This window comes from Streptomyces sp. NPDC091649, assembly GCF_044756785.1.
GTDB lineage: Bacteria > Actinomycetota > Actinomycetes > Streptomycetales > Streptomycetaceae > Streptomyces.
In genome coordinates this window covers 1-26,187 of the sequence record NZ_JBIVTR010000010.1, presented here as the reverse complement: position 1 = coordinate 26,187, position 26,187 = coordinate 1, and the positions used below count along the sequence as shown (strand labels likewise).

General features: G+C 69.5%; 17 protein-coding genes. 5 read left to right on the top strand and 12 right to left on the bottom strand.

Going from position 1 to position 26,187, the window contains the following annotated elements; translation table 11 throughout:
• Positions 1–127 precede the first annotated feature (127 nt).
• Together ACIQMU_RS18325 and ACIQMU_RS18320 are read left to right on the top strand one after the other, a co-directional pair.
• Positions 128–1,207, top strand: a complete 1,080-nt coding sequence (locus tag ACIQMU_RS18325; protein WP_352240571.1) for an LCP family protein — start codon at positions 128–130, stop codon at positions 1,205–1,207.
• Between the two features lie 39 nt (positions 1,208–1,246).
• Complete coding sequence (locus ACIQMU_RS18320) at positions 1,247–1,702, top strand: NTP pyrophosphohydrolase (protein WP_352240570.1); 456 nt, start codon at positions 1,247–1,249, stop codon at positions 1,700–1,702.
• Here the strand turns inward: ACIQMU_RS18320 and ACIQMU_RS18315 are convergent.
• The 9 genes from ACIQMU_RS18315 to ngcE form a co-directional block, all read right to left on the bottom strand.
• Positions 1,651–3,117 (bottom strand): amino acid permease, encoded by a 1,467-nt coding sequence (locus ACIQMU_RS18315; protein WP_402689286.1) that lies wholly within the window; start codon positions 3,115–3,117, stop codon positions 1,651–1,653. The genes ACIQMU_RS18320 and ACIQMU_RS18315 overlap by 52 nt on opposite strands.
• Positions 3,118–3,315: 198 nt before the next feature.
• Positions 3,316–5,229, bottom strand: coding sequence for a 1-deoxy-D-xylulose-5-phosphate synthase (dxs, locus tag ACIQMU_RS18310; protein ID WP_402689225.1), 1,914 nt, complete (start codon positions 5,227–5,229; stop codon positions 3,316–3,318).
• A 185-nt stretch (positions 5,230–5,414) separates the two neighbouring features.
• Entirely contained in the window at positions 5,415–6,746 is a 1,332-nt protein-coding gene (locus ACIQMU_RS18305) for an ABC transporter permease subunit (protein ID WP_352240568.1), read from the bottom strand.
• The gene (locus ACIQMU_RS18300) at positions 6,743–7,531 is read right to left on the bottom strand and encodes an ATP-binding cassette domain-containing protein (RefSeq protein ID WP_352240567.1); all 789 of its coding nucleotides are present in this window, start codon (positions 7,529–7,531) and stop codon (positions 6,743–6,745) included. Before ACIQMU_RS18300 ends, ACIQMU_RS18305 begins: the two co-directional genes overlap by 4 nt.
• 286 nt (positions 7,532–7,817) lie before the next feature.
• Entirely contained in the window at positions 7,818–8,930 is a 1,113-nt protein-coding gene (locus ACIQMU_RS18295) for a substrate-binding domain-containing protein (RefSeq protein ID WP_352240566.1), read from the bottom strand.
• A 120-nt stretch (positions 8,931–9,050) separates the two neighbouring features.
• On the bottom strand, positions 9,051–10,250 hold the full coding sequence (locus ACIQMU_RS18290) for an ROK family protein (protein WP_402689224.1): 1,200 nt from the start codon (positions 10,248–10,250) through the stop codon (positions 9,051–9,053).
• Positions 10,251–10,462: 212 nt separating this feature from the next.
• On the bottom strand, positions 10,463–11,413 hold the full coding sequence (locus ACIQMU_RS18285; protein WP_352240564.1) for a carbohydrate ABC transporter permease: 951 nt from the start codon (positions 11,411–11,413) through the stop codon (positions 10,463–10,465).
• Positions 11,413–12,333 carry a sugar ABC transporter permease gene (locus ACIQMU_RS18280; RefSeq protein WP_352240563.1) on the bottom strand — a complete coding sequence of 307 codons (921 nt, stop codon included), beginning with the start codon at positions 12,331–12,333 and terminating at the stop codon, positions 11,413–11,415. The genes ACIQMU_RS18285 and ACIQMU_RS18280 overlap by 1 nt, the downstream gene beginning before the upstream one ends.
• A gap of 49 nt (positions 12,334–12,382) precedes the next feature.
• Positions 12,383–13,828, bottom strand: coding sequence for an N-acetylglucosamine/diacetylchitobiose ABC transporter substrate-binding protein (ngcE, locus tag ACIQMU_RS18275; protein ID WP_352240561.1), 1,446 nt, complete (start codon positions 13,826–13,828; stop codon positions 12,383–12,385).
• A 505-nt stretch (positions 13,829–14,333) separates the two neighbouring features.
• Here ngcE and ACIQMU_RS18270 point away from each other — a divergent pair.
• Positions 14,334–18,224 (top strand): GH92 family glycosyl hydrolase, encoded by a 3,891-nt coding sequence (locus ACIQMU_RS18270; RefSeq protein WP_352240560.1) that lies wholly within the window; start codon positions 14,334–14,336, stop codon positions 18,222–18,224.
• A 144-nt stretch (positions 18,225–18,368) separates the two neighbouring features.
• On the opposite strand, the gene ACIQMU_RS18265 is transcribed toward ACIQMU_RS18270, so the two are convergent.
• Positions 18,369–18,986 (bottom strand): histidine phosphatase family protein, encoded by a 618-nt coding sequence (locus ACIQMU_RS18265; RefSeq protein WP_356724323.1) that lies wholly within the window; start codon positions 18,984–18,986, stop codon positions 18,369–18,371.
• A 191-nt stretch (positions 18,987–19,177) separates the two neighbouring features.
• Here ACIQMU_RS18265 and ACIQMU_RS18260 point away from each other — a divergent pair, with 191 nt between their 5' ends.
• Positions 19,178–19,834: a hypothetical protein gene (locus tag ACIQMU_RS18260; protein ID WP_402689223.1), complete on the top strand. Its 657-nt coding sequence runs from the start codon at positions 19,178–19,180 to the stop codon at positions 19,832–19,834.
• A gap of 243 nt (positions 19,835–20,077) precedes the next feature.
• Here the strand turns inward: ACIQMU_RS18260 and ACIQMU_RS18255 are convergent, their stop codons facing one another.
• The gene (locus ACIQMU_RS18255; RefSeq protein ID WP_352240557.1) at positions 20,078–20,590 is read right to left on the bottom strand and encodes an RICIN domain-containing protein; all 513 of its coding nucleotides are present in this window, start codon (positions 20,588–20,590) and stop codon (positions 20,078–20,080) included.
• A gap of 133 nt (positions 20,591–20,723) precedes the next feature.
• On the opposite strand from ACIQMU_RS18255, the gene ACIQMU_RS18250 reads away from it, so the two are divergent.
• A complete protein-coding gene (locus ACIQMU_RS18250) occupies positions 20,724–22,553 on the top strand; it encodes a DUF1492 domain-containing protein (RefSeq protein ID WP_402689222.1) in 1,830 nt (609 codons plus the stop codon).
• 213 nt (positions 22,554–22,766) lie between these two features.
• Here the strand turns inward: ACIQMU_RS18250 and acnA are convergent, their stop codons facing one another.
• On the bottom strand, positions 22,767–25,484 hold the full coding sequence (gene acnA / locus ACIQMU_RS18245) for an aconitate hydratase AcnA (protein ID WP_402689221.1): 2,718 nt from the start codon (positions 25,482–25,484) through the stop codon (positions 22,767–22,769).
• Positions 25,485–26,187 lie beyond the last annotated feature (703 nt).

Below are 26,187 nucleotides of genomic sequence, written 5' to 3'. Positions count from 1 at the left end.
ACTCGCACGAGCGCTCGACCCGTTGTCTATAGTTCTACGCACCACGCATGTCGGACCGGCCCTCCCCCCACCCGAGTCCACCCGCCACAGCCCCACGGGGCCGCGAGACCTAGGGACTCGAAACAGGATGAGCAACGACGTCATGCCTCCGGGCCCCCGCGCATCCCGGCGCTTGGCCAAACCTCGCAAATCCCGCCGCGGCCTCAAGATCACGCTCAGTGTCCTGCTCGTCCTGCTGCTCGCCGCCGGCGGAACCGCCTATTGGCTCTACAGCCGGCTAGACGGGAACATCAAGGCCGTCGACATCGACAAGGCGCTCGGTGAGGACCGCCCGGAGAAGCTGCCCACCAGCGGGCAGAATCTGCTGGTCCTCGGCTCCGACTCGCGCGCCGGGGCGGAGAACAAGGAGCTGGGCGGCGGTGGGAGCGTCAGTGGTGCGCGCTCCGACACCGCGATGGTGGTGCACATACCCGAAGGCCGGTCGAAGGCCGTCGCCGTCTCCATCCCGCGCGACACCCTGGTGACCCGGCCCGAGTGCGTCAAGGACGACGGTTCCGAGGTGGCGGGCAAGGAACGCGTCATGTTCAACTCCGTCTACGCCCAGGTCGGCCCGGCCTGTGTGGTGAAGACGGTGGAGAAGATGTCCGGCGTCCGCATCGACCACTACCTGGAGATCAACTTCGCCGGGTTCAAGGACCTGGTCGACGCCATCGGCGGGGTCACCGTCGACGTGCCCCAGGACATCGACGACAAGGCGTCCGGCCTGCACCTCACCGCGGGCCCGCAGAAGCTGAACGGCACCGAGTCCCTGGCGTACGTCCGGACGCGGCACGGCATCGGCGACGGCAGCGACCTCGGCCGCATCGGGCTCCAGCAGCAGTTCCTCCTGGCTCTGCTCAGCGAGGTCAAGTCGCAGGACCTGCTGGGCAGTCCGGCCAGCTCCTACAAGATCGCCAACTCGGCCACCAAGGCGCTCACCACGGACTCCGGGCTCGCCTCGCTCACCTCGCTGGCGGAGTTCGCCCGCTCGATGAACGGCGTCGACCCGGCATCCATGGAGACCATCATGCTGCCGGTGAAGTACGACACGATCGACGACAACCGGGTGATCGCCGCCGAACCGCAGGCCGGTCAGCTGTGGAAGGCCATCCGCGAGGACGCCACGATCCCCGAGGAAGCGAAGAAGTCCCCCGCCACCGGTGGCTGACGGCCCGTCGTACCGCGCCTCCCGTGACACCCTGCCGGCATGAGTGACGACGACGCGGTGCTGGTGATCGTGGACGCCGCCAATGTGGTCGGTTCCGTGCCGGACGGGTGGTGGCGGGACCGGCGCGGGGCGGCGGCCCGGCTGCGGGACTCGCTGGTCCCGTACGCGGCGGCCGGGCTGCCGGGACTGCCCGGCCCCGTCGAGCTGGTGCTCGTCGTCGAAGGGGCCGCCCGGGGCGTCGCGTCCGTGGCCGGGGTGCGGGTCGACTCGGCCCCCGGCAGCGGCGACGACCTGATCGCCGAGCTGGCGGCCGGGGCCTCCGCGGACCGGCACTGCGTCGTCGTCACCGCCGACCGCGGGCTGCGGCAGCGGGTCGAGGCGTACGGGGCCCGGTGCGTGGGCCCCCGTACGGTACGGCCGCTGCCACCGCGCGGGGACGGCCCTCAGCGCCCCGGCTCGGCCATCCGGCTGTGGGAGCGCCCGTACGAGAAGTAGATGATCACCCCGAGCGCCATCCACACGGCGAACCGCAGCCAGGTCTCCACCGGCAGGTTGAGCATCAGCCAGACCGAGGCGGCCACCGAGGCGATGGGGAGCACCGGCACCCACGGGGTCCGGAAGGCGCGGGGCAGATCCGGGCGGGTGCGGCGCAGGACCAGTACGCCGAGCGCGACGACGACGAACGCGAAGAGCGTGCCGATGTTCACCAGCGTGGCCAGCTCGTCGATGCTCGTGAACCCCGCGATGACGGCGATCAGCACGCCGAGCAGGATCGTCGGGCGGTAGGGCGTGCGGAAGCGCGGGTGCGTCCGGGAGAAGAAGCGCGGCAGCAGGCCGTCGCGGCTCATCGCGAAGAAGACCCGGGTCTGGCCGAGCAGCAGGATCATGCAGACCGTGGTGAGGCCGACCGCCGCGCCGAAGCTGATCAGACCGGCGTAGAAGGGGTGCCCGGTGGCCTTGAAGGCGTCGGCCAGCGGGGCGCTGACGGAGAGTTCGCTGTAGTGCTGCATGCCGGTGACCACGATCGAGACCGCCACGTAGAGCACCGTGCAGATGATGAGCGAGCCGAGGATGCCGCGCGGCAGGTCGCGCTGGGGCAGCTTGGTCTCCTCGGCCGCGGTGGCCACCACGTCGAAGCCGATGAAGGCGAAGAAGACGATGGAGGCGGCGGTGAAGACGCCCATCACGCCGAAGTTCGTGGGTTCGTAGCCGAAGATCAGCTGTACGAGCGGGGCGTCCCACCCCGAGCCCGCGGGCTGCTTCTCGGCCGGAGGGACGAAGGGCCGGTAGTTCTCGGCCTTGACGAAGAACAGGCCCGCGACGATCACCATGAGGACGACGCCGACCTTGATCGCCACCACCACCGAGGTGACCCGGGCGGACAGCTTCATGCCGGCGACCAGGATGACCGTCAAGGCCAGCACCAGGACGAAGGCGAGCAGGTCGAAGCCGAATCCCTCCGCCGCGTCCGGCCCCGAGAGCGCCGCGGGCATCGGCCGGTCGACGTTGTCCAGCAGCGAGCGGACGTAACCGGACCAGCCGACCGCGACCACCGCCGTGCCCAGCGCGAACTCCAGCACCAGGTCCCAGCCGATGATCCAGGCCACCAGTTCGCCCAGTGAGGCGTACGAGAACGTGTACGCGGAACCGGCCACCGGCACGGTGGAGGCGAATTCCGCGTAGCAGAGGGCGGCCAGCGCGCACACGACGCCCGCCGCGACGAACGCGATGGCGGTGGCGGGGCCGGCCGTCTCCTTGGCGACCTTTCCGGTGAGGACGAAGATCCCGGTGCCGATGATGACGCCGACGCCGAAGACCGTCAGGTCCAGGGCGGAGAGGGACTTCTTGAGCGCGTGTTCCGGCTCCTCGGTGTCGAGGATCGACTGTTCGACGGACTTGGTGCGGAACATGCCGTTGCCGGTACCGCTCCCCCGGGGTGGGGTGACCTGGGCGCTCACCTGCGTACCTCCACGCGTTCGTTGTGAACGCCATGATGGGGACCGTGCCGCACAGGAACGCGGTATCCGGCCCCCTTCACGCGAACGGGCCGGGAGAACCACCCGTACAGGGGCGGTTCTCCCGGCCCGTCGGCCGTGGGGAGGGCCTGCCTAGTCGCGGGCGGGCTCCACGGCGCGGCTCTCGAAGCGGCCGTCGAGCTTGGCGACCAGGCCGGTGACCTGGCGGGCGATGTCCGGCGCGGTCAGTCCGATCTCGGCCATGACCTCGCCGCGCGAGGCGTGGTCGAGGAAGACCGGCGGGATGCCGAAGTCGCGCAGCGGCACGTCCACCCCGGCGTCGCGCAGGGCCTGGGCGATGGCGGAGCCGACGCCTCCGGCGCGGCTGTTGTCCTCGACCGTGACGACGACGCGGTGGCGCTCGGCGAGCGGGGCGAGCGCCTCGTCGACGGGCTTGACCCAGCGCGGGTCGACGACGGTGGTGGAGATGCCCTGGGCGTCCAGCAGGTCGGCGATCTCCAGGCACATCGGCGCGAGCGCGCCGACGGAGACGATCAGGACGTCCGGGCGGGCGGCCTCCGGCTCGCGCAGGACGTCCATGCCGCCGGCCTTGCCGACCGCCGTGACGGCGGGCCCGACCGCGCCCTTGGAGAAGCGGACCACGGTGGGCGCGTCGTCGACGGCGACGGCCTCGCGCAGCTGCGCGCGGACCTGGTCGGCGTCGCGCGGGGCGGCGATCCGGAGCGTGGGCACGCACTGGAGGATCGACATGTCCCACATGCCGTTGTGCGAGGCGCCGTCCGTGCCGGTGACGCCTGCCCGGTCCAGCACGAAGGTGACGCCGCACCGGTGCAGGGCGACGTCCATCAGGACCTGGTCGAAGGCGCGGTTGAGGAAGGTGGCGTAGACCGCGAAGACCGGGTGGAGTCCGCCGGTGGCGAGGCCGGCCGCGGAGACCGCGCCGTGCTGCTCGGCGATGCCGACGTCGTAGATCCGGTCCGGGAACGCCTCCTCGAACTTGCCGAGGCCGACGGGCTGGAGCATGGCCGCGGTGATCGCGACGATGTCCTCCCGCTCCTGGCCGAGCTTGAGCATCTCCTCGCCGAAGACCGAGGTCCAGTCGAGGCCGGAGGTGGAGATCGGCAGACCGGTGTCCGGGTGGATCTTGCCCACCGCGTGGAAGCGGTCGGCCTCGTCCTGGAGGGCCGGGGTGTAGCCGCGGCCCTTCTCCGTGAGGCAGTGCACGATGACCGGGCCGCCGAAGCGCTTGGCGCGCTGGAGCGCGGACTCCAGGGCCTCGATGTCGTGGCCGTCGATCGGGCCGACGTACTTGAGGCCGAGGTCCTCGAACATGCCCTGCGGGGCGATGAAGTCCTTGAGGCCCTTCTTGGCGCCGTGCAGGGTCTCGTACAGCGGACGGCCGACGACGGGCGTGCGCTCCAGGATGTCCTTGCCGCGGGCCAGGAACCGTTCGTAGCCGTCGGTCGTACGGAGGGTGGCGAGGTGGTTGGCGAGGCCGCCGATGGTCGGGGCGTAGGAGCGCTCGTTGTCGTTGACGACGATGACGAGGGGGCGGTCCTTGGCGGCGGCGATGTTGTTCAGCGCCTCCCAGGCCATGCCGCCGGTGAGAGCGCCGTCGCCGATGACCGCGACGACGTGGTCGTCCTTGGCGAGGACCTCGTTCGCCTTGGCCAGGCCGTCGGCCCAACCGAGGACCGTGGAGGCGTGGCTGTTCTCGATGATGTCGTGCTCGGACTCGGCACGCGAGGGGTAGCCGGAGAGGCCGCCCTTGCTCTTGAGCCGGGAGAAGTCCTGGCGGCCGGTGAGCAGTTTGTGGACGTAGCTCTGGTGGCCGGTGTCCCAGAGCACCTTGTCCCGGGGCGATTCGAAGACCCGGTGCAGGGCGATGGTGAGCTCGACGACGCCCAGGTTGGGGCCGAGGTGTCCGCCGGTCTTGGACACCGCGTCCACGAGGAAGGTGCGGATCTCCTCCGCGAGCTGCTCCAGCTCACCGAGGCTGAGCCGGTCCAGGTCGCGCGGTCCCTTGATGCGGGTCAGCAGATCCACCCGTGCCTCCTTGCGTTTGAGCTGATCGAGCGTGCCGATCCGATGAGTCTAATGTTCCGCTCCCGGCGGCGGGCATCGGGCGGCCCTGTTCGTACGCGCCGGGCCGCCTGGTCCGGGTGCGGAACGCCGGGGACGCGCAGGCGCCCGGTACCCCTGGGGCACCGGGCGCCTGCGCGGTTGTGCGGTCAGGCGCGGCCCGCGGTCTTCTGGGTCTTACGGGTGACGGAGTCGATGACGACCGTGGCGAGAAGCACAGCGCCCGTGACCATGTACTGGATCGGCGTGGCGATGCCTTCCAGCGACAGTCCGTACTGGATGGAGACGATCACCATGACGCCGAGCAGGGCGTTCCAGGTGCGGCCGCGGCCGCCGAAGAGGCTGGTGCCGCCGATGACGGCCGCCGCGATGACGTTCATCAGGAGGTCGCCGGTCCCGGAGCCCTGGTTGGCCGCCGCGATCTTGGAGGCCCAGAACAGGCCGCCGATCGCCGCGAAGGTCCCCGCGATGGAGAAGACGGAGATGCGGATCGCGGTGACGTTGATGCCGGCGCGCCGGGACGCCTCGACGCTGCCGCCGAGTGCGAAGATCTTCCGCCCGTAGGCCGTGCGGCGGAGCAGGAAGTCCGTGCCGACCAGGACGATCAGGAACAGGACGAGCGCCAGCGGCAGACCGCGGTACTGGTTGAACATGTACGCGGCGGCGAAGGCGAACACCGCGAGGACGGCGGTGCGCACCACGATGTCGGCGATCGGGCGGGCCGGGATGCCGGCTGCCTCGCGGCGGCGGGTGTCCAGGAAGGCGGCGGCGAAGTAGCCGATGACCGCGATCGCGGCGAGCCCGTAGGCGGCGGCGACGTCGGTGAAGTAGTACGTGGTCAGCTTGCCGACCACCCCGTCGCCGTCCAGGTTGATCGTGCCGGAGTCGCCGAGCAGCTGGAGCATGAAGCCGAGCCAGAACAGCAGGCCGGCCAGGGTGACCGCGAAGGCGGGCGCGCCGATGCGGGCGAAGAAGAAGCCGTGGATGGCGCCCATCACCGCGCCGCTGACGATGGCGACGAGGATCGCCAGCCATTCGTTCATGCCCTGGGTGACGCTGAGCACCGCTATCAGGGCGCCGGAGACGCCGGAGACGGAGCCGACCGAGAGGTCGATCTCGCCGAGCAGCAGGACGAAGATGATGCCCACGGCCATCATGCCGGTGGCGACCATCGTGGTGGCGATGTCGCTGATGTTCTTCGCGGAGAGGAACTCGGAGTTCATGCTCTGGAAGACGATGGCGATGATCGCGAGGCCGACGATCACGGGGATCGAGCCCAGGTCGCCGCCGCTGATCTTGCGCTTGAACTCGGTGACGTAGCCGACGAGGCCCTGCTCGCGGACGAGCAGGCGGGGGTCGACCGCCGTGGCGGTGCCGTCGGCCGCCTCCGGGTTGCCGCCCTGCCCGTCCGCCGGGGCAGGAGTCTTGTCCAGCGTGGTGCTGGTCGGGTCCACCGGGTTGGTGGTCTCGTCGGTGGTCACTGGGAAACCTCCGCGTTGCGCGCCGCACGTCGGGTCACGGCGTTGTCCGTGGCGCCCGTGATGGCGGAGATGATCTCTTCCTGGGAGGTGGTCTTCACATCGAAGACACCGTTGTTCCGGCCGAGGCGGAGCACGGCGACCTTGTTGGCGACGGCCTTCACATCGGCCATGTTGTGGCTGATGAGGATGACCGCGTGTCCGCGCTCGCGCAGCCGCTCGACGAGGTCGAGGACCTGGGCGGTCTGCTCGACCCCGAGGGCCGCGGTCGGCTCGTCGAGGATGACGAGCCGGGGCTCGCCGAGCATCGACCGGGCGATGGCCACGGTCTGGCGCTGGCCGCCGGAGAGCGAGGCGATCGGGATGCGGACGCTCGGGATGCGGATGGAGAGGGTGGACAGCAGCTCGCGGGAGCGGCGCTCCATCTCCACCTCGTCCAGGATGCCGAATCTGCGCAGCTCCCGGCCCAGGTAGAGGTTGCCGACGACGTCGATGTTGTCGCACAGCGCGAGGTCCTGATAGACCGTCGCGACGCCGAGGTTCTGGGCATCGTGCGGCTTGTCGATCCGCACGGCCCTGCCCTCCCACTCGATGACGCCGTCATCGATGGGGTGCACTCCGGCGATCGTCTTGACCAGCGTTGATTTGCCGGCGCCGTTGTCGCCCACGAGGGCGACCACCTCGCCGGCGTGGACCTCAAGCTCTACATCGGTGAGTACCTGTACGGCACCGAATCGCTTGGAGACCCCTCGCAACGCCAACACGGGCGTAGCGGACACATGAACCATCTCCTTCGCCGCCTGACCGGCGGGGATGCCGCGCCCGGGGGAAAGGCGCGGCGGTGTCGAGCAAAGAGAACAGATGAGGTGTGAGCGTTCCGTCCGGCGCCCCGCCCGGTAGCGGGACGGTTGGTGTGCGGGGCGCCGGACAGGCTTCGTGGCGCGTGCGGGCCGGGGTCCGGCGGGCGTGCGCGGGCGGTGGGGCCGCCGGCCCTCGCGGGGTCGCGGCGGGCGTGGCGGCGGGCGTCGGGGCGGCGGGACCCGGCGGCTCGGGGGCGGGCCGGGTCCCGGGTGCCTACTTCAGACCGATCTTGTCGCAGGCGGCCTTGTACTTGGCCGAGCAGATCTCGTCCACCGTCCAGATGCCGTCCTTGACGACGGTGTCCTTGATGTTGTCCTTGGTCAGCGAGATGACCGGGACGAGCACCGTCGGGATGTCCTTCTGGCCGGCGTTGTCGACCTTGGAGGTGGCGATGGAGTCGAGCTTCTCGCCCTTGGCGAGGGCGACGGCCATCTCCGCGGCGACGATGCCCTCCGCGGGGTAGGACTTGTAGACGCTCATGAACTGCTCACCGGTGACGATGCGCTGCACGCCCGCCAGTTCGGCGTCCTGACCGGTGACCGGGGGGAGCTTCGGCATGCCGGCGGCCTTGAGGGCGGTGATGATGCCGCCCGCCATGCCGTCGTTGGCGGAGTAGACGCCGTCGATCTTGTCCTTGCCGAGCGCGGTGATCGCCGCTTCCATGTTGGCGTTGGCGTTCTCCGGCTTCCACTCCTTGGTGTCGTACTCCTTGCCGTACTTCACCTTGCCGTCGAGGACGGACTTGGCGCCCTTCTTGAAGAGCTTGGCGTTCGGGTCGGTGATCGCGCCGTTCATCATCACGATCGTGCCGCCGTCGGCCTTGTCGCCCAGGGCCTCCAGCAGGGCGGTGCCCTGGGCCCGGCCGACCTCTTCGTTGTCGAAGGAGGTGTAGGCGTCGATGGGGCCCTCGGCGAGGCGGTCGAACGCGACGACCGGAATGCCTTCCTTCTTGGCCTTCTTGACGCTGTTCTCGATCGCCTTGGCGTCCACCGCACCCAGGATGAGCGCGTCGACCTTGTTGGTGATCATGGTGTCGACCTGCTGCGCCTGCGTGGTCGCGTCCTGCTTGGCGTTGGCGTAGACGACCTCCGCCTTGCCGCCGGTGAGCTCGCTGATCTTCTTCTCGATGATCGGCCGGTCGAACTTCTCGTAGCGGGCCGTCTGGTTCTCGGGGAGGAGCAGACCTATCTTCAGGTCGTCGCCCTTCTTCTCCGAGCTCTGGTCGGCCTTGTCGCCGGACTCCTTGGCGCTCCCGCACGCGGCCAGCGAGACCGCCATCGTGGTGGCGGCGACGGCAACGGCGGCACGACGCATACGCGTGTTCATTCTCGAACCTCCCTGACGAGGCCGCGACGTTGCGGCCGAGGTGGCTGGAAGTCAACTCGGCCCCAGCGTCAGCGTCAAGGAGTAAATCCTTAACGAGATGACAACGGTGCCATTCGTTATCTAAGTGAAGGCAGGAGTCGCCGCGGGGAGGGTATTTTCCAAAAGGGTCGAATCCCCCATCTCGCTGAGCACCAGGGCGAGCGCGCCCAGCACCTCCGCACGGCCGCCGAGCGCGCCGGGCAGCACCGAGAGCTGCCGGGCCGCGCTGGGGATCGCGTAACGCGACACGGAGTCCCGGATGGGCCCGAGGACCAGCTCCCCGGCCTCCGCGAGCGAGCCCCCGAGCACGACCCGGCTGGGGTTGAGCAGATTGCACAGGTTGGCCACACCGCTGCCGATGTGGCGGCCCACGTCGCCGATCACCCGGCGGCAGCCCGGGTCGCCCTCCCGGGCCAGCTGGACCACGCGCTCCATGGTGAGCCCGGGGCCGTGGCTCGGCCGGAGCAGGGGCAGGACGTAGCGGGCGGCGGTGAAGGTCTCCAGGCACCCCCGGTTGCCGCAGCGGCAGACCGGGCCCGACTCGTCGAGCGTGATGTGCCCGATCTCCCCGGCCGTGCCGCCGGGGCCCCGGTAGATGGTCCCGTCGATCACCAGACCGGCGCCGACGCCGCTGGCGACCTTGATGTACGCGAGGTCCTTGACACCCCTCCCGCTCCCCCAGACCAGCTCGCCCAGGGCCCCGAGGTTGGCGTCGTTGTCGACGTACACGGGCACGCCGAGGCGGCCGGACAGCTCCTGGCTGGGGTTGATGCCCGTCCAGCCCGGCAGGATCGAGGTGGAGCCCAGCGTGCCGGACTCGACGTCGATGGGGCCCGGCACGCCCAGACCGACGCCGATCACCTTGCCCGGGCCGATCCCGGTGGCCTCGATCAGCCGCTTGACCAGCACCTCCGCCCGGTCGAAGCCCTCGGCGGACGAGGCGTCGACATCCAGCGGCTCGGACTCCTCGGCGAGCACCTGGTGGGCGAGGTTGCCGATGGCGACGCGCAGGTGCGTATGGCCGAAGTCGACGCCGATGACGATGCCGGCGTCCCCGCTGAGCGAGACGCTGCGGGCCCGCCGGCCGCCCGCCGAGGTCGGGGTGACCTCGACCGTTCCGCCGTCCTTCAGCTCCCGGACGATATTGGAGACCGTGGCCGCGGAGAGCCCGGTGCTCCGGGCGATCTCCGCCTGGGTGAGCGATCCTGCCATCCGTACGGCGCGTACGACCCGCTCCAGATTGGCCCTGTGCAGCGATGTCTGCGACCCGGGAGTCTCCATCGACTCATCCACTCCTGCCCTTGGCGGGCGGTCCTGAGGACCGCCCCGGCCGGGGCCGCAGCGATGAGACCCCGGCTTCCTCCAACATGTGAACCCTAAGCTGACCGTTCTGGGGTGCCTCCCGTCAAGACCTGAGCACGCGCACACCGCAACGGCCCGGTGCCCCGGCGGAGGGATTCCGCCGGGGCACCGGGCCGTACGCGAGACGCGGGCTACTTCAGGGCGCCCGCCGTCAGGCCGGACACGACCTGCCGCTGGAAGACGATGTACGCCGCCAGTACGGGCAGCATCGCGATCACCAGGCCGGCGAAGAGGCCGGAGTAGTCGCCCTTGTAGCCCTGGCTGGAGGCCAGCTCCACCAGGCCCTGGGCCAGGACCCGCTTCTCCGGGTCGGTGTTCAGCACCGTCGGCAGCATGTACTGGTTCCACTGCCCGAGGAAGTTGAAGATCCCGACGCTGATCAGGCCGGGCTTGGCCATCGGCAGCATGACCTGGAAGAACGTACGGGTGTGCGAAGCCCCGTCGATGATCGACGCCTCCGCCACCGAGGTCGGCAGCGTACGGAAGAACGACGTCAGGAAGAACACGGTGAACGGCAGCGAGTACGCGATGTACACGAGGATCAGGCCGTGGATCGTGTTGAGCATCCCCATGTTGTCCATGACGTAGAACAACGGGACCAGCGCCAGCATGATCGGGAAGCTCATGCCGCCGACGAACAAGAAGTAAATGAAACGGTTGCCCGGGAACTCGAAGCGGGCGAGCACATAGGCGGCCATGGACCCGAGGACCAGGGTGCCCACGAGCGACCCGCCGACCACCAGGATGGTGTTGAGGAAGTACTCGCTCATGTGGGCCTGGCTCCAGGCCCGGCCCCAGCTGTCGAAGTTCAGCGAACTGGGCAGCGACCAGGGCGTGTTGAAGATGTCCGCGTCGGTCTTGAACGAGGACATCACCGCCCAGAACAGCGGCAGGACGACCATGATCGCCCACAGGACGAGCATCCCGTGCGAGAAGACGTTGAGGACCTTGCCCTCACCGCTCTTCGCGGGGGCCGAGGGGCTCTTGCCCACCGGGCCGGTGCGCTGGGCCGGGACCCGCGGGGCGTCGGCGCCGGTGGAGGGCCCCGCGGCGTCGGAGGGAGGGGTGTCAGTGGTCTTCATCAGAACTCCAGCCGCTCGCGCCGGCCCACCCGCATGACGACGGCGGCGAACGCCAGCGTCACGATGAGCAGGGCGACACCGATCGTGGTCGCGTAGCCCGCCTGTCCGTCACGGAACGCCGACTGGTAGACGTACAGCGGCAGGACGGTGGTCGAGTAGTCGGGCCCGCCGGGTCCGACGCTCATGATGTGGACGATCGCGAAGCCCTCGGCGCCGAGCGCCAGGATGCCCATGTAGACCCAGCCGGACTGGACCGTGTCCCACAGCAGGGGCAGCGTGATCCGGAAGAAGGTCGTGAAGCGGCTCGCCCCGTCCAGCAGGGCGGCTTCGTAGAAGTCCTTGGGGATGGAGGCCATGCCCGCGGAGAACAGCACCACGAAGAAGCCGGTCGTGCACCAGACGAGGACCGCCATGATGCACCACAGGGCCAGTTTCGGGTCGCCCAGCCAGTCGGGTACGTCGCTGATCCCCACGGCCTTGAGCGTGCCGTTGATCATGCCCTGGGCCGGGTCGAAGGCGAACTGGAACAGGATCGCCACGATCGCGATCGAGAGCACCTGCGGGAAGAAGTACGCGATCTTGTAGAAGCCCGAGCCCCGTACGCCGGCGATGGCGGCGCCCTTGCGGCGCCGCCCGCCCACGTTGAGCATGAAGGCGAAGAACAGCGCGAGCCCGAGCGTCACCAACGGCAGCAGCACGGCCAGCAGCACACTGTGCTGCAGCGATTTCCAGAAGACGTCGTCGTCGAGCATCTTGGTGTAGTTGTCGAACCCGACCATCTTGAAGTCGGGGCTCAGGCCCGTCCAGTCCGTGAACGAGTAGTAGATGGACTGGATGAAGGGCCAGATGACGAAGATGACGTACAACGCCATCGGGACCACCAAGAACCCGACTATGAACCGGTATTTACCGTGTTGCATCGTTACCGACTCCGACCTTCCCGTGCTGCCCGCCGCTGGTGACGCGTGGTCACTGGTGCTTGAAGTGCTTGATGGACTGGTCCTTGGCGGTCGCGTCGGCGAAAGCCTGGATCTTCTTGATGGTCTCCGCCGGCTTGGCGCGGCCGGCCATCATCTCGCCGAGCGCGGAGACGCCGATCTGCTCCTTCTGGAGCTTGACGTACCAGTCCTGCAGGCGCGGGTTGACCACATTGGTGCCGGCCTTCTCCAGCGCGGCGACACCGGACTTCAGGCCGTCGGAGAGCTCGATGCCGTCCGTTCCGCCGTTGAAGGCGGAGAGCGACTTGGTGCTGCTGGTGAAGGACTTGGAGGATGCCTCGCTGAGCATGATGCGCAGCTGCTCCATGCCGCCCGCCTGGTTCTTCGCCTTGCTCGGGACGATGAACGGCTCGCCGCCGGACGCCCAGAGGGTGCCGAAGGGCAGCTTGTCCGAGGAGTCCAGGCTGGAGGGAGCGCCCACGGACAGCTTGAAGTCCTTGGGGATGATCGCCGCTTCCTCGTTCTCGACCCAGGAGCCGTTCGGGATGAACAGCGCCTTGCCGCGGGCCCACGCGCCCTGGGAGCCTCGGTGGTCCAGGCCCGGGGTGCCCTCCAGGATGTAGTCCTTGGCGACGAGCTCGTAGTACGCCTCGAAGGCCGCCTTGACGGCGGGGTGCTCCCACGCCTTCGGCTCCAGGTTGTCGATCGCGTCGAGGACCTCGACGCCACCGATCTTCCCGATGAACGGGTACAGCGAGAAGGGCAGGTAGTAGGGGTGCTTGCCGGGGTAGGTCCAGCCGGCGATGCCCTCCTTCTTCGCCTTCTTGCAGAGCGCGAGCATCTCGTCCCAGGTCTCCGGGTACGTGGCGTCGAGCTTCTCCAGGGCGGTCTGCGAGTACCAGACGCCGTAGACCGTGTACGCGTAGTACATGATCCAGACCTGCTCGCCGTCGAACTGGCCCATCTCGACGATGCCGGGCCGCAGGGTGTCGCGAACCTTCTTGGCGGGGTCGTCGATGGAGGGGGCGTCGAGCAGCGGGGTCAGGTCGGTGAGCTGCTTCTTGCCGACCAGGACGCCCATGTCCATCTGCTGGGCGCCGGAGTTGTCGATCAGGTCCGGCGGGGTGCCACCGTTGAACCGCGGCTGAAGAACCGACTGGATCTTCTGCGTCGCGGAGAACTTGACCTTCGCGTCGGGATAGGTCTTCTCGTAGACGGCCTTGGCGTCCTCGGCGTACTTGGTGCCGAAGCCACCGTCGAAGATGACGATCTCCAGCGGAGCGCTGCCGTTGACGGCCAGCGGGTTCTTCTCGGTCTTTTCGCCCTTTTCGACCTTGTCGTCGCTGCCGCTGTCGCCGCTCGCGCAGGCGGACAGGAAGCTCATCGTCGGAACAGCGATCAGGCCGAGTGCGGCAGAACGCTTGATCAGATCGCGACGGCCAAGGCCCTCATTGTTGTGGGCGGAGGTGGATCCCATGCTCAAGTCCTCGCCTTCTCCAGGACTCAGGCGGTGTACCGGTCACCCGTCGAAAATTCGCCTCAGGCGAAGGGGCCCGCCACCGCGGTCAGTTGCGCTTGGGTCGTGCGGATGTGCAGCTGTACCGGACGGGCCGGTGCAGCGGGGAGTTCGGGAGACCGTACAGCGCGGACGCCTCCGGCGTCCTCGCGAACGTTCCTGTTTCCCCCGCGCGCACGTCCGCGTGAAGCGACCGTGCAGATGCCGACAGGTATAGTCCACTTGTCGCCAACTGAGCAAGATCGAAAGCAGGTTTGGGCGGCAGTCTTTCCCGAGTTGAGACCTCACGGACACCTCGGCACCGTGCGCCCTCCTCCCGCGGTGGCTATTTCCGCATTCCGGCCGATTCGTCGACGAGTCCCGCGACAACACCCTTGACACGTCCCGTCACTTGGCTCCCTACTGGACCTTGCCTTGCGCAATGACAACGTTGTCCATGCATTTTCCCGGGGAGGAACGGCTCGGCATGCAGCCACCACGCGGCCTCGAACACGACTCCGACACGGCCCCTCACACGGCCCCCCGCCCGGCCCCGCGCCGGAGACGGACCCCCACAGCAGCCGCCCTGGCTGCATCCCTGGCGCTGGTGGTGATCGCCCCCGCGGTCGCCACCGCGCAACCCTCCTCGCCGGACCGGAAACCGTCCGGCGACCGGACCTTCAGCACCTCCTTCGAGGCGGACGAGACGCAGCCGGACTGGCGCGACACCGTGGAGGAGGGACCCGACGGCGAGAAGCGGTCCTCCGGCGTCGACGGAGGCTTCTCCTCCGGCATACCGGGCAATGTCACCGATCGGGTGACGGAGGTCCGCGCGAGCGCCGAGAACACCGGCGGCGGCGAGGTCAAGGAGAACCTCGTCGACGTCGAACCGGGCTCCAAGTGGCTCACGTTCCAGGCCACCGGCTGGGCCGAGTTCGATCTGGACGAACCCGTCAAGGTCGTGACGTACGCCCTCACTTCGGCCAACGACCACGCCGAGCGCGATCCGAGGGACTGGACGCTCAAGGGCTCGGCGGACGGGAAGGAGTGGACCGACCTCGACACCCGCGACGGCGAGACCTTCGCCAAACGGCACGAGACGAAGACGTACGACATCGCGGGCGACACCGCCTACCGGCACTTCCGGCTGGAGATCACGAAGAACAACGGCGCTTCGGGCGTGCTCCAGCTCGCCGACGTTCAGTTCTCGAACGGTGACACCTCCGCGCCGGTGCCGGACGAGATGCGCAGCCGGCCCGATCGCGGCCCCTCCGGGTCCCCCACCGCGAAGTCGGGCGCGGGATTCACCGGAAAGAAGGCACTGCGTTACGCGGGCACCCACACCCCGGACGGACGCGCCTACTCGTACAACAAGATCTTCGACGTGAACACGGCCGTCACCAAGGACACCGAGCTGTCCTACCTCGTCTACCCGCAGATGGGCGAGACGGACCTCAGCTACCCGGCCACCCACGTCGCGGTGGACCTGGCCTTCACCGACGGCACGTACCTGAGCGATCTCAAGGCCACCGACAGCCACGGCGGGCTGCTGACGCCGCGGGGCCAGGCGGACGCCAAGCGCCTCTACGTCAACCAGTGGAACAAGGTCGCCGCCCGCCTCGGCACGGTCGCCGCGGGCAAGACGGTCGACCGGATCCTGGTGGCGTACGACTCCCCCAAGGGCCCGGCGAAGTTCCAGGGCTGGGTCGACGACATCACGATCGCCCCGAAGGCCCCCGAGAAGCGCAAGGCGCACCTGTCGGACTACGCGCTGACGACCCGCGGCACGAACTCCAGCGGCGGCTTCTCACGCGGCAACAACATTCCGGCCACGGCTGTCCCGCACGGCTTCAACTTCTGGACGCCGGTCACCAACGCCGGAACCACCAGCTGGCTGTACGACTACCACCGGGGCAACAACGCCGACAACCTCCCGACGCTCCAGGCGTTCAGCGCCAGCCACGAGCCGAGCCCCTGGATGGGCGACCGGCAGACCTTCCAGCTGATGCCGTCCGCCGCGAGCGGCACCCCCGACGCGTCCCGGAGCGCCCGCGCGCTGCCGTTCCGGCACGAGAACGAGACGGCGAAGCCGCACTACTACGGCGTCACCTTCGAGAACGGCCTCAAGGCCGAGATGACGCCGACCGACCACGCGGCCCGGATGCGGTTCACCTATCCCGGCAAGGACGCGAGCCTCGTCTTCGACAACGTCTCGAACGACGGCGGCATCACCCTGGACCCGAAGACCGGAAGCTTCTCCGGCTACTCGGACGTCAGGAGCGGCCTGTCCACCGGCGCGACCCGCATGTTCGTGTACGGCGTCTTCGACGCGCCGGTCACCGACAGCGGCAGGCTGAAGGGCGGCGGGGGCGACGACGTCACCGGGTTCTTCCGTTTCGACGCGGGCAAGGACCGCACGGTCAACCTGCGTCTGGCCACCTCGCTGATCGGCGTCGACCAGGCGAAGCGGAACCTGGCCATGGAGATCCCGGAGTCCGCCTCCTTCGACCGGGTGCAGCGCAAGGCGCAGAGCGCCTGGGACGACATCCTGCGCACGGTCGAGGTGGAGGGCGCGAACGCCGACCAGCTGACGACGCTCTATTCCAGCCTCTACCGGCTCTACCTCTACCCGAACTCCGGCCACGAGAAGGTGAAGGGGAAGAACAGGTACGCCAGCCCCTTCTCCAAGGCCGTCGGCGAGAACACCCCCACGCGGACCGGCGCGAAGATCGTTGACGGCGAGGTGTACGTCAACAACGGCTTCTGGGACACCTACCGCACGACGTGGCCCGCCTACTCCTTCTTCTCCCCGAAGAAGGCCGGGAAGCTGGTGGACGGCTTCGTCCAGCACTACAAGGACGGCGGCTGGACCTCGCGCTGGTCCTCCCCCGGCTACGCGGACCTGATGACCGGCACCAGCTCGGACGTGGCGTTCGCCGACGCGTACGTCAAGGGCGTGAAGTTCGACGCCGAGGCTGCGTACGACGCGGCGCTCAAGAACGCCACCGTGGCCCCGCCGTCCCCGGGCGTCGGCCGCAAGGGCCTTCGGACCTCGGTCTTCACCGGCTACGCGGACACCGCCACCCACGAGGGCCTGTCCTGGTCCCTGGAGGGCTACGTAAACGACTACGGCATCGCCCGGATGGGCCAGGAGCTGTACAGGAAGACGAAGAAGGCGCGGTACAAGGAAGAGTCCGAGTACTTCATGAACCGGGCGCAGAAGTACGTCAAGCTCTTCGACGAGAAGGCCGGGTTCTTCCAGGGCAAGAAGCCGAACGGCGACTGGCGCCTGCCCTCGGGCAGTTACGACCCCCGCGTCTGGGGCTACGACTACACCGAGACCAACGGCTGGGGCTACGCCTTCACCGCCCCGCAGGACAGCCGGGGCCTGGCCAACCTGTACGGCGGCCGGGCGGGTCTGGCCGAGAAGCTGGACACGTACTTCTCGACGCCGGAGACGGCGGGCCCGGAGTTCGTCGGCAGCTACGGCGGCGTCATCCACGAGATGACCGAGGCGCGTGACGTGCGGATGGGCCAGTACGGGCACAGCAACCAGGTCGCCCACCACGCCACGTACATGTACAACGCGGCCTCGCAGCCGTACAAGACGCAGGAGAAGGTCCGCGAGGTGCTGAGCCGGCTGTACGTCGGCAGCGAGATCGGGCAGGGCATCCACGGCGACGAGGACAACGGCGAGCAGTCGGCCTGGTTCCTCTTCTCGGCGCTCGGCTTCTACCCGCTGGTGATGGGCAGCGGGGAGTACGCGATCGGCTCGCCGCTCTTCAAGAAGGTGACCGTCCGCATGGACAACGGCCGCAAGCTGGTCGTGAAGGCCCCGAAGAACAGCGCGGAGAACATCTACGTGCAGGGCGTGAAGGTCAACGGCAAGAAGTGGACCTCCACCGCGCTCCCGCACGACGTGCTGGCGAAGGGCGGCACGCTGAAGTTCGACATGGGCCCGAAGCCGTCGGCGTGGGGCACGGGCAAGGACGCGGCGCCGGTCTCCGTCCAGAAGGACGACAAGGTCCCGACGCCCAAGAGCGACGCGCTCCAGGGCGACGGCGCGCTCTTCGACGACACCTCGGCCACCTCGGCGACCGTCGAGTCGGTGGAGCTGCCGGTCGGCTCCGCCTCGGCCACGAAGGGGGTCCAGTACACGCTGACGTCGGCGGCGGCCGAGAAGGCCCCGACGGGCTGGACGCTCCAGGGCTCGGCCGACGGCAGGAAGTGGAAGGACATCGACCGCCGTTCCGGCCAGTCGTTCGCCTGGGACCGGCAGACCCGGGTGTTCTCGGTGGACCGTCCCGGCGCGTACACGAAGTACCGGCTGGTGCTGACGGGTCCGGCGACGCTCGCGGAGGTCGAGCTGCTCTCCTGACCCGTACGCGGTGAGCGCAGGCGGCCGGTGTCCCGTGGCGGGGCACCGGCCGTCGGCGTCCTGGGCCGCCCCGCGCGGCCCCCGCACTCGTGGAGGGGCCGCGCGGCGGTCTCCGGTGCGCCGACGCGGCTCCCGCAAGGCCGCTCAGCGGTCCTGGAGGCGCTCGGGCAGCGCGAGGTTCAGTGCGACGACGACCGGCCGGCCGTGTTCGGTGCCGAGCCGGGAGACGGCACCGGTGGCGAGCTGGAAGAGCCGGCCCTCGGCCGGGGTCAGCCCGAGGTAGCGGGCCGTGAGGACACGCAGGAAGTGCGAGTGCGCCACGAGCGCGATGTCCCCGTCCCCGATCTCCTCGGCGGCCGACCGGACGCCCGCGAGCACCTGGTCGGCCCGTTGCCCGATCTGTTCGGGGCTCTCCCCCGGGTGCTCCGGGGAGCCGGGGTCGACGCCGTCGGTCCACAGGTTCCAGAACGGCCGGGTGCGGCGGATCTCCCGCGTGGTGACGCCTTCGTACCCGCCGTAGTCCCACTCCCGCAGCTCGGGGGTGACCCGGGGGGCGGTGAGCCCGGCCAGTTCGGCGGTGCGCCGGGCCCGGATCAGCGGACTGACGAGCGTGAGCTCGATGTGCCGGTCGGCCAGCAGCGGCACGAGCGCGCGGGCCTGGCGCTCACCGACGTCGGTGAGGGGGAGGTCGGTGTAGCTCGTGTGCTGCCCGGAGCGGGACCACTCGGTCTCGCCGTGCCGGATGAGGATCAGCTCGCCCATGACGGTCCGTTCGCTTTCTGTACGGGGTGTGTCGGGTACAGGTGGTGTGTCGGGTACGGGTGGTACGGGTGGTGCCGGTGGCGTGGGTTGCTGCTGGTGGCGTGGGTTGCTGCTGGTGGTGGTACGCGTGGTTCGGGTCGGGCCACGTACCGTAAGTCCCGCACCTGAACGCCTTCCCGTGGGGGGACCGCATGTCCGAGAACTTTCCGCCTCCGCCGCCCGAACAGCCGCAGCCGCGACCGCAGCAGCCGGACCCGTGGGCGGCCGGGCCGGTGCCCTCCCCGTGGGCCGCTCCCGCCGCGCCGCCGCGCAAGCAGCGTACGGGGCTGGTCGTGACGCTCTCCGTGGGCGGGGCTCTCGTCCTGGCGGGGGCGGTGGTGGCGCTCGTCTACTCGTTGCTGCACTCGGTCTCGGACTCCATCGCGCTGCCGCCCGAGCGGAGGGACGCCCCGTATGACGCGGCGCCCGTGGAACCCGCGCCGAAGCCCACCGCGACCGAGCCGGATGTGGCGGAGGACGTCACGATCACGGCGTGCACGCGCGACCCGGCCATCGGGTGGCAGTCGGCCGATGTGACGGTGGTGAACGGCTCGGCCGCTGCGGCGGACTACGTCATCAGCGTCGAGTTCCTCGACAAGAACGGTGTCAAGGTCTCGGAGGGCGTGACCGGGATACTGGGCCTCGGCCCCGGCCGGTCCGCCGAGAAGAAGGTCCAGGGTTTGGGCGAGGTGCCCCGCGGCACGACGTGCCGGATCGACGACCTCTCGCGGACACCGTCGGAGTCGGAGGCCGCACCGGAGGCGGGCTCGGAGTCGGAGGCGGAGCCTGTGTCGGCGTCGGCGGGCTGAGGCGCCGGCTGCTCAGCGGCCAGGTCGTCGCGGGGTGCCGGGCGGCGATTCGAGCACAGCCGCGGACGGCAGCCGTCTCAAAGCCCCACCCAGCACCCCTGGGCGACCCAACTCTGCGGAATGGCTCGATCAACCTGGCCAAGAACGTAAGGCCGCCTGACAGGGCCCGGGCTCCGCACCCCCGCAGAGGTTCGGGGCCGAGAAGGCTGCGCTACCTCCTGGCCGGCCGGCCGACCGGGCGTACTACACCGCGGTGAACCGCCAGGTCTGGCCGTTGAACGAGCCGCAGGCGGACTGGTCCAACGGCTGGCCGCTGTTGGTGGTGCCCCACGCGACGCCCATGCAGAAGCCCGTAGCCCGGTTCCGCATCTTCCAGCTGTCGTTGCCGGCGTGCTCGGCCACCCACACCTGCGAGTCCACGTTGGCGCACGGGGACTGGACGAGGAGGGCGTGGTCGGCGCCGGTCTGCGGGGTCACGCACATGTTGGTGGATCTGATCCGCAGGAAGTACGCGTTCGTGCCCGCCCCCTGGGCGTAGAACTGCTTGTTGGACTTGTAGTCGCACGGGTACTGGATCAGCCCGGCGCCCGCTTTGGTCGAGTTGTTGCCCACGGCGGCGCACATTCCGGTGTGCAGGGCCCGCATGTTGTTCCAACGGCCGTTGGACGGACTGTCGGCCGCGGCTGGGGGCGCCATTCCCACGGCGAGGGCGAGGACGCTGAACACGGCTCCGGCCGCCCCGATGAACTTCTTCACGGTTCCTCCGTTGCTAGTCGGTCAGGACACGTGGATGAACGTATAGGCTCCCGCCTCGCCGGGAGTCTCATATGCGTCTCAACCCGTATCGGGGCCTCGGACTGCGTCAGGGGACCATCCGATGGGGGGCCCGATGGGGGCGAACGACGGTGACAGCGGTACACGGGCGGCCCTGGCCGCCGAACTGGGCGCGGCGGTCGCGGCCCGTCCGCTGGTGAATCTGACCGGTCCGCTCGGCGTGGGGAAGACCTGGCTCACCCGCTCGCTCGACGCCCAGCGCGTCGATCTGTCCCGCCCGCACGCCCCCGGCGGCTTGCGGCGGGCCGTGACCGGGGATGACCGCAGGCCGCTGGTGCTGGACGGCGTCGACGGGGCTACGGCGATGGAGTACGCCGCCGGGGCGCTCGACGCCGCCCCCGCCGGCCGCCGCCCCGTACTCGTGCTCAGCCGCAGGCCGTTGCGGGCGGCTCGGGGATGGGCCGGGGGCGACATGATCACCCTCGCCGTTCCTCCTCTGCCCGACAGCGAGATCAGGACGCTCGCGAGCCGGGCGGGCCTCGCGGACCCCGACGCGCGGGACCTCGTCGTCCGACTGGCCGGCGGGATCCCCCTGCTGGCGCTCGCCGCCTGCCGGGCGATGCACGCCGGCGCCACGCCCACCGTCCCCGCAGCGGTGGCCGACGAGGTCAGCGCCGAGATCCTCCAGCGCCTGGCGCGCGAAATGCCGGGCCGCCGCCGGGCCCATACGCTCCGGCTGCTCGCCGCCGTCGGCGCGGCGGACGAGAAGCTGCTGGCCACGGGTCCGGACTTGTTCACGGAGCTGGCCGGGCTCAGCCTGGTCCGCCGGACCGCCCTGGGCCTGGCCGTCGCCGAACCGTACCGCGCCGTGCTCGACATGACCTACCAGTGGCGGCGGCCGGACCAGCACGGCGCGCTGCTCGCCCGCGCGGCGCGCTACCGCGGTGCGATGCTCACCGGGACGGCCTCGCCCGAGCGGCGGGCCGAACTGGCCGAGCAGTCCATGCTCCTGGCCGGTGACCGGGTCGTACGGGAGGTGCTCTTCCCGCCCGGCCGCCCACCGGTCCCGATCGTGACAGCCCGGGGCGCAGACGCCGACGACATCGGCCGCCTGATGCACGGCTGGGCATCACTCAAGGGGTTCGACCAGCGCAGGACGGAACGGCTGGTCACCCGGTGGCTGGACGACGACATCACCGGGTTCCGCCTGGCCCGGGACATCGACGGACAGCCGATCGGGCTGATCAGTCTGATCGGCGTCCGGGAGCAGACCCTGGCGGGCATGGAGCCTCTGCTCCAGCAACACACTGAGCGCCTCGCGGCGGGCGACCGCGGCGGGCTGTTCCTGGGGGCGGCGTTCTGCCCCGAACCGGCCGTCCACGCCCAGGTGCTGCGCCACATCCTGCGGCAGGCGGTCACGAGCGGGAGGCTCCTGGTGTCCACCGCCGACCCCGGCTACCACCGGCTTCTCGACAGTCTCGCCTTCCGCCGCCATGGGGCGATCCACGACGACATCTACCGCTGCGGACGCGCCCCGCAGGTCTACAGCAACGACTTCACCGGCGCGGCGCTCCCCGCCTGGCTCCGCCGTCTGAGCGCCACCGCCGCCGCTCCGGACGCCGCCGACGCATCCGCCGCGGCCCACCTGACCGAAGCGCTGGGCAACCTGCACACCACCAAGGGGCTGGCCGGCAGTCCGCTCCTCGCCGCCGCGCACACACCGACGGTCCGGGCGTTGCGCGCCTGGCTCGTCGAAGCCGTGGACGCCCTGGCGGCAAGCCCCTCAGTGGCCGACGCCGATGCCGGGAGAGTCCTGCGCGCGTACTACGTCGACCGGTCGGGCACCCACTGGCAGGTCGCCCACAGCCTGCACCTCAGCCGCGCCACGTACTTCCGCCGCCTGCGACGCGGCGTGACAGCCCTGGCCGCGCAGCATGACCGCTGACCGGTGCGCAGCCCGCCCGGGCACGGCTTCTCCGCTCAGGGCTCGCAGGGGATCAAGGCGTTGCCTCCCCGCAAGTCCTGAGGCGGGGCCCTCGGCCGCGGCGCGGGAACGCGGAAGGGCCGCACCCCGGGGCGACCCGTGGTGCGGCCCTTCCGTTCCGTGGCCTGGCCGCGCGCTACCTGCCGGTCCGCTGCCGGCCGGTCCGCTGCCCGCCTACTTGCGGATCAGGCTGCGGAGCACGTACTGCAGGATGCCGCCGTTGCGGTAGTAGTCCGCCTCGCCGGGGGTGTCGATACGGACGACGCCGTCGAACTCCACACCGGTGTCGGTGGTGACCTTGACCGTGCGCGGGGTGGTGCCGTCGTTCAGCTCGGTGACGCCGGTGAAGGAGAAGGTCTCCTCGCCGGTGAGACCGAGCGTCTCGGCGTTCTGGCCCTCCGGGTACTGGAGCGGCAGGACGCCCATGCCGATGAGGTTCGAGCGGTGGATGCGCTCGTACGACTCGGCGATGACGGCCTTGACGCCCAGCAGCGCGGTGCCCTTGGCCGCCCAGTCGCGGGACGATCCGGAGCCGTACTCCTTGCCCGCCAGGATGACGAGCGGAACGCCGGCGGCCTGGTAGTTCTGCGAGGCGTCGTAGATGAACGACACCGGGGCATCGGCCTGGGTGAAGTCGCGGGTGAAGCCGCCCTCGGTGCCCGGCGCGATCTGGTTGCGCAGGCGGATGTTGGCGAACGTGCCGCGGATCATGACCTCGTGGTTGCCACGGCGCGAGCCGTAGGAGTTGAAGTCACGGCGCTCGATGCCGTGCTCCGTGAGGTACTTGCCGGCCGGGGTGTCGCCCTTGATCGCACCGGCCGGGGAGATGTGGTCGGTGGTGACCGAGTCGCCCAGCTTGGCCAGGACACGGGCGCCGGTGATGTCCTCGACCGGGGACGTCTCCATCGTCATGCCCTCGAAGTACGGGGGCTTGCGCACGTAGGTGGACTCGGAGTCCCACTCGAAGGTGTTGCCGGTCGGGATCGACAGCGCCTGCCACTGGGCGTCGCCCGCGAAGACGTCCTGGTAGGACTTGTTGAACATGTCCTCGCCAATGGAGTTGGCGACGACGTCGTTCACCTCGGCCTCGGAGGGCCAGATGTCCTGGAGGAAGACGGGCTTGCCCTCCTGGTCGACGCCGAGGGCGTCCTTGGTGATGTCGACCTTCATCGAACCGGCGATGGCGTACGCGACGACCAGCGGCGGGGACGCCAGGTAGTTCATCTTGACGTCGGGGTTGATCCGGCCCTCGAAGTTACGGTTGCCCGAGAGCACCGAGGTCACGGCCAGGTCGTGCTCGTTGACCGCCTTGGAGACCTCGTCCGGCAGCGGGCCGGAGTTGCCGATGCAGGTGGTGCAGCCGTAGCCGACGAGGTTGAAGCCGACCTTGTCGAGGTACGGGGTCAGGCCCGCCTTGTCGAAGTAGTCGGTGACGACCTTCGAGCCCGGGGCGAGGGTGGTCTTGACCCACGGCTTGCGGGTCAGCCCCTTCTCCACGGCCTTCTTCGCGACGAGCGCGGCGGCGACCATGACGTACGGGTTGGAGGTGTTGGTGCACGAGGTGATCGCGGCGACGGTGACGGCGCCGTGGTCGAGCTCGTACGTCGTGCCGTCGGGGGCCGTCACGGTGACCGGGTTCGACGGGACGCCGTTCGGGGACACGGCCGGGGCGTCGGAGGCCGGGAAGGACTCCTTGCTCGCCTCCATGTCGTCCACGACGTAGTTGCGCACGTCCTGGGCGAACTGCTCCTTGGCGTTCGCGAGGACGATGCGGTCCTGCGGGCGCTTCGGGCCGGCGATGGAGGGGACGACGGTGGAGAGGTCGAGCTCCAGCTTCTCGGAGAAGTCCGGCTCGGCGGCCGGGTCGAGCCAGAGGCCCTGCTCCTTGGCGTACGCCTCGACGAGCGCGACCTGCTGGGCGTCGCGGCCGGTCAGACGCAGGTACTTCAGCGTCTCGTCGTCGATCGGGAAGATCGCGGCGGTGGAGCCGAACTCCGGCGACATGTTGCCGATGGTGGCGCGGTTCGCGAGCGAGGTGGCGGCGACGCCCTCACCGTAGAACTCGACGAACTTGCCGACGACGCCGTGCTTGCGGAGCATCTCGGTGATGGTCAGCACGAGGTCGGTGGCGGTGGTGCCGGCCGGGAGCTCGCCGGTCAGCTTGAAGCCGACGACGCGCGGGATGAGCATGGAGACCGGCTGGCCGAGCATCGCGGCCTCGGCCTCGATGCCGCCGACGCCCCAGCCCAGCACGCCGAGGCCGTTGACCATGGTGGTGTGCGAGTCGGTGCCGACGAGCGTGTCGGGGTACGCCTGGCCACCCCGGACCATGACCGTGCGGGCCAGGTGCTCGATGTTCACCTGGTGGACGATGCCGGTGCCCGGGGGGACCACCTTGAACTCGTCGAAGGCGGTCTGGCCCCAGCGCAGGAACTGGTAGCGCTCCTTGTTGCGGCCGTACTCCAGCTCGACGTTCTGGCCGAAGGCTTCCTTCGTGCCGAACTTGTCGGCGATGACGGAGTGGTCGATGACCAGCTCGGCCGGGGCCAGCGGGTTGATCTTCGCCGGGTCGCCGCCGAGCTCCTTGACGGCCTCGCGCATGGTGGCCAGGTCCACGACACACGGCACGCCGGTGAAGTCCTGCATGATCACGCGGGCCGGCGTGAACTGGATCTCCTGGCTGGGCTGCGCCTGGGAGTTCCAGCCACCGATGGCCCGGATGTGGTCGGCGGTGATGTTCGCGCCGTCCTCGGTGCGGAGCAGGTTCTCCAGCAGGACCTTCAGGCTGTACGGGAGGCGCGCGGAGCCCTCTACCTTGTCCAGCTTGAAGATCTCGTACGACTCGTCACCCACGCGCAGCGTGCTGCGGGCGTCGAAGCTGTTCGCCGACACGACAGTCTCCTTCTTCAATGTGCGCGTATCTCCGCGCCGCGCCTCATTGGCAGTCGGCGCCGCGTTTTGCCGTCTACGGTCCCGACCATCCGCTAAGGTAAGGATTAGTTAGGTAACCCTTACCGGGCGGCGGCTGCGGTGCGCCTCGGCAGATATCTCGATGTCGAGATAACTCTAGTACATAGCCGCCGCTCGGTCATGCCCAGGTGGCCCGCGGCCTCTCGCGGCGAAGATCGAGCGCTGTCATCGGAGGCCGGCGACCGCTCGGTTCCCTCACCGGAGGTTGAGTGATCGTGCAGGTCTGACCGCGTTCCCGTGCTTCCGGTGCTTCCCGTCTTCCTGCGCTTCCCGTGTTCCCGTACTTCCCGCGCTTCCCGTGCTTCCCGTTGAGCGGCAACGCCGGGGATGGCGGCCAGCGCTTCCCCGGGACGGTTCCGGCGTGCCAGCAGGTGCGCGGTCTGTGACGGCGTTGCGTCGCGGGCCGCACTCGTCCAGGAGCTGCAGCGCACGGTCGTGGAGCCCGTTGTCGGCGAGCAGGATCACCACCCCTTGCAGGGGGCTTCCCCATGGAGCTTCGAAGGCAGGCCGCCCCACCGCGACGGCTTCCTCTAACTGATCGTTTCAGAATGAAGTTTGTTGCAACCCTTGGCAGGTGGTTCACATGTCGGCAGGATCTGCTGGGTGTCTGCTGATCTTGTGTCTG

What these genes read in the sequence shown, in the direction of transcription:
- ACIQMU_RS18325 (WP_352240571.1), top strand. Translation starts at nt 128, where the DNA reads ATGAGCAACGACGTCATGCCTCCGGGCCCCCGCGCATCCCGGCGCTTG.
- ACIQMU_RS18320 (WP_352240570.1), top strand. Translation starts at nt 1,247, where the DNA reads ATGAGTGACGACGACGCGGTGCTGGTGATCGTGGACGCCGCCAATGTG.
- ACIQMU_RS18315 (WP_402689286.1), bottom strand. Translation starts at nt 3,117, where the DNA reads ATGTTCCGCACCAAGTCCGTCGAACAGTCGATCCTCGACACCGAGGAG.
- ACIQMU_RS18300 (WP_352240567.1), bottom strand. Translation starts at nt 7,531, where the DNA reads ATGGTTCATGTGTCCGCTACGCCCGTGTTGGCGTTGCGAGGGGTCTCC.
- ACIQMU_RS18295 (WP_352240566.1), bottom strand. Translation starts at nt 8,930, where the DNA reads ATGAACACGCGTATGCGTCGTGCCGCCGTTGCCGTCGCCGCCACCACG.
- ACIQMU_RS18290 (WP_402689224.1), bottom strand. Translation starts at nt 10,250, where the DNA reads ATGGAGACTCCCGGGTCGCAGACATCGCTGCACAGGGCCAATCTGGAG.
- ACIQMU_RS18285 (WP_352240564.1), bottom strand. Translation starts at nt 11,413, where the DNA reads ATGAAGACCACTGACACCCCTCCCTCCGACGCCGCGGGGCCCTCCACC.
- ACIQMU_RS18280 (WP_352240563.1), bottom strand. Translation starts at nt 12,333, where the DNA reads ATGCAACACGGTAAATACCGGTTCATAGTCGGGTTCTTGGTGGTCCCG.
- ngcE (WP_352240561.1), bottom strand. Translation starts at nt 13,828, where the DNA reads ATGGGATCCACCTCCGCCCACAACAATGAGGGCCTTGGCCGTCGCGAT.
- ACIQMU_RS18270 (WP_352240560.1), top strand. Translation starts at nt 14,334, where the DNA reads ATGCAGCCACCACGCGGCCTCGAACACGACTCCGACACGGCCCCTCAC.
- ACIQMU_RS18265 (WP_356724323.1), bottom strand. Translation starts at nt 18,986, where the DNA reads ATGGGCGAGCTGATCCTCATCCGGCACGGCGAGACCGAGTGGTCCCGC.
- ACIQMU_RS18260 (WP_402689223.1), top strand. Translation starts at nt 19,178, where the DNA reads ATGTCCGAGAACTTTCCGCCTCCGCCGCCCGAACAGCCGCAGCCGCGA.
- ACIQMU_RS18250 (WP_402689222.1), top strand. Translation starts at nt 20,724, where the DNA reads ATGGGGGCGAACGACGGTGACAGCGGTACACGGGCGGCCCTGGCCGCC.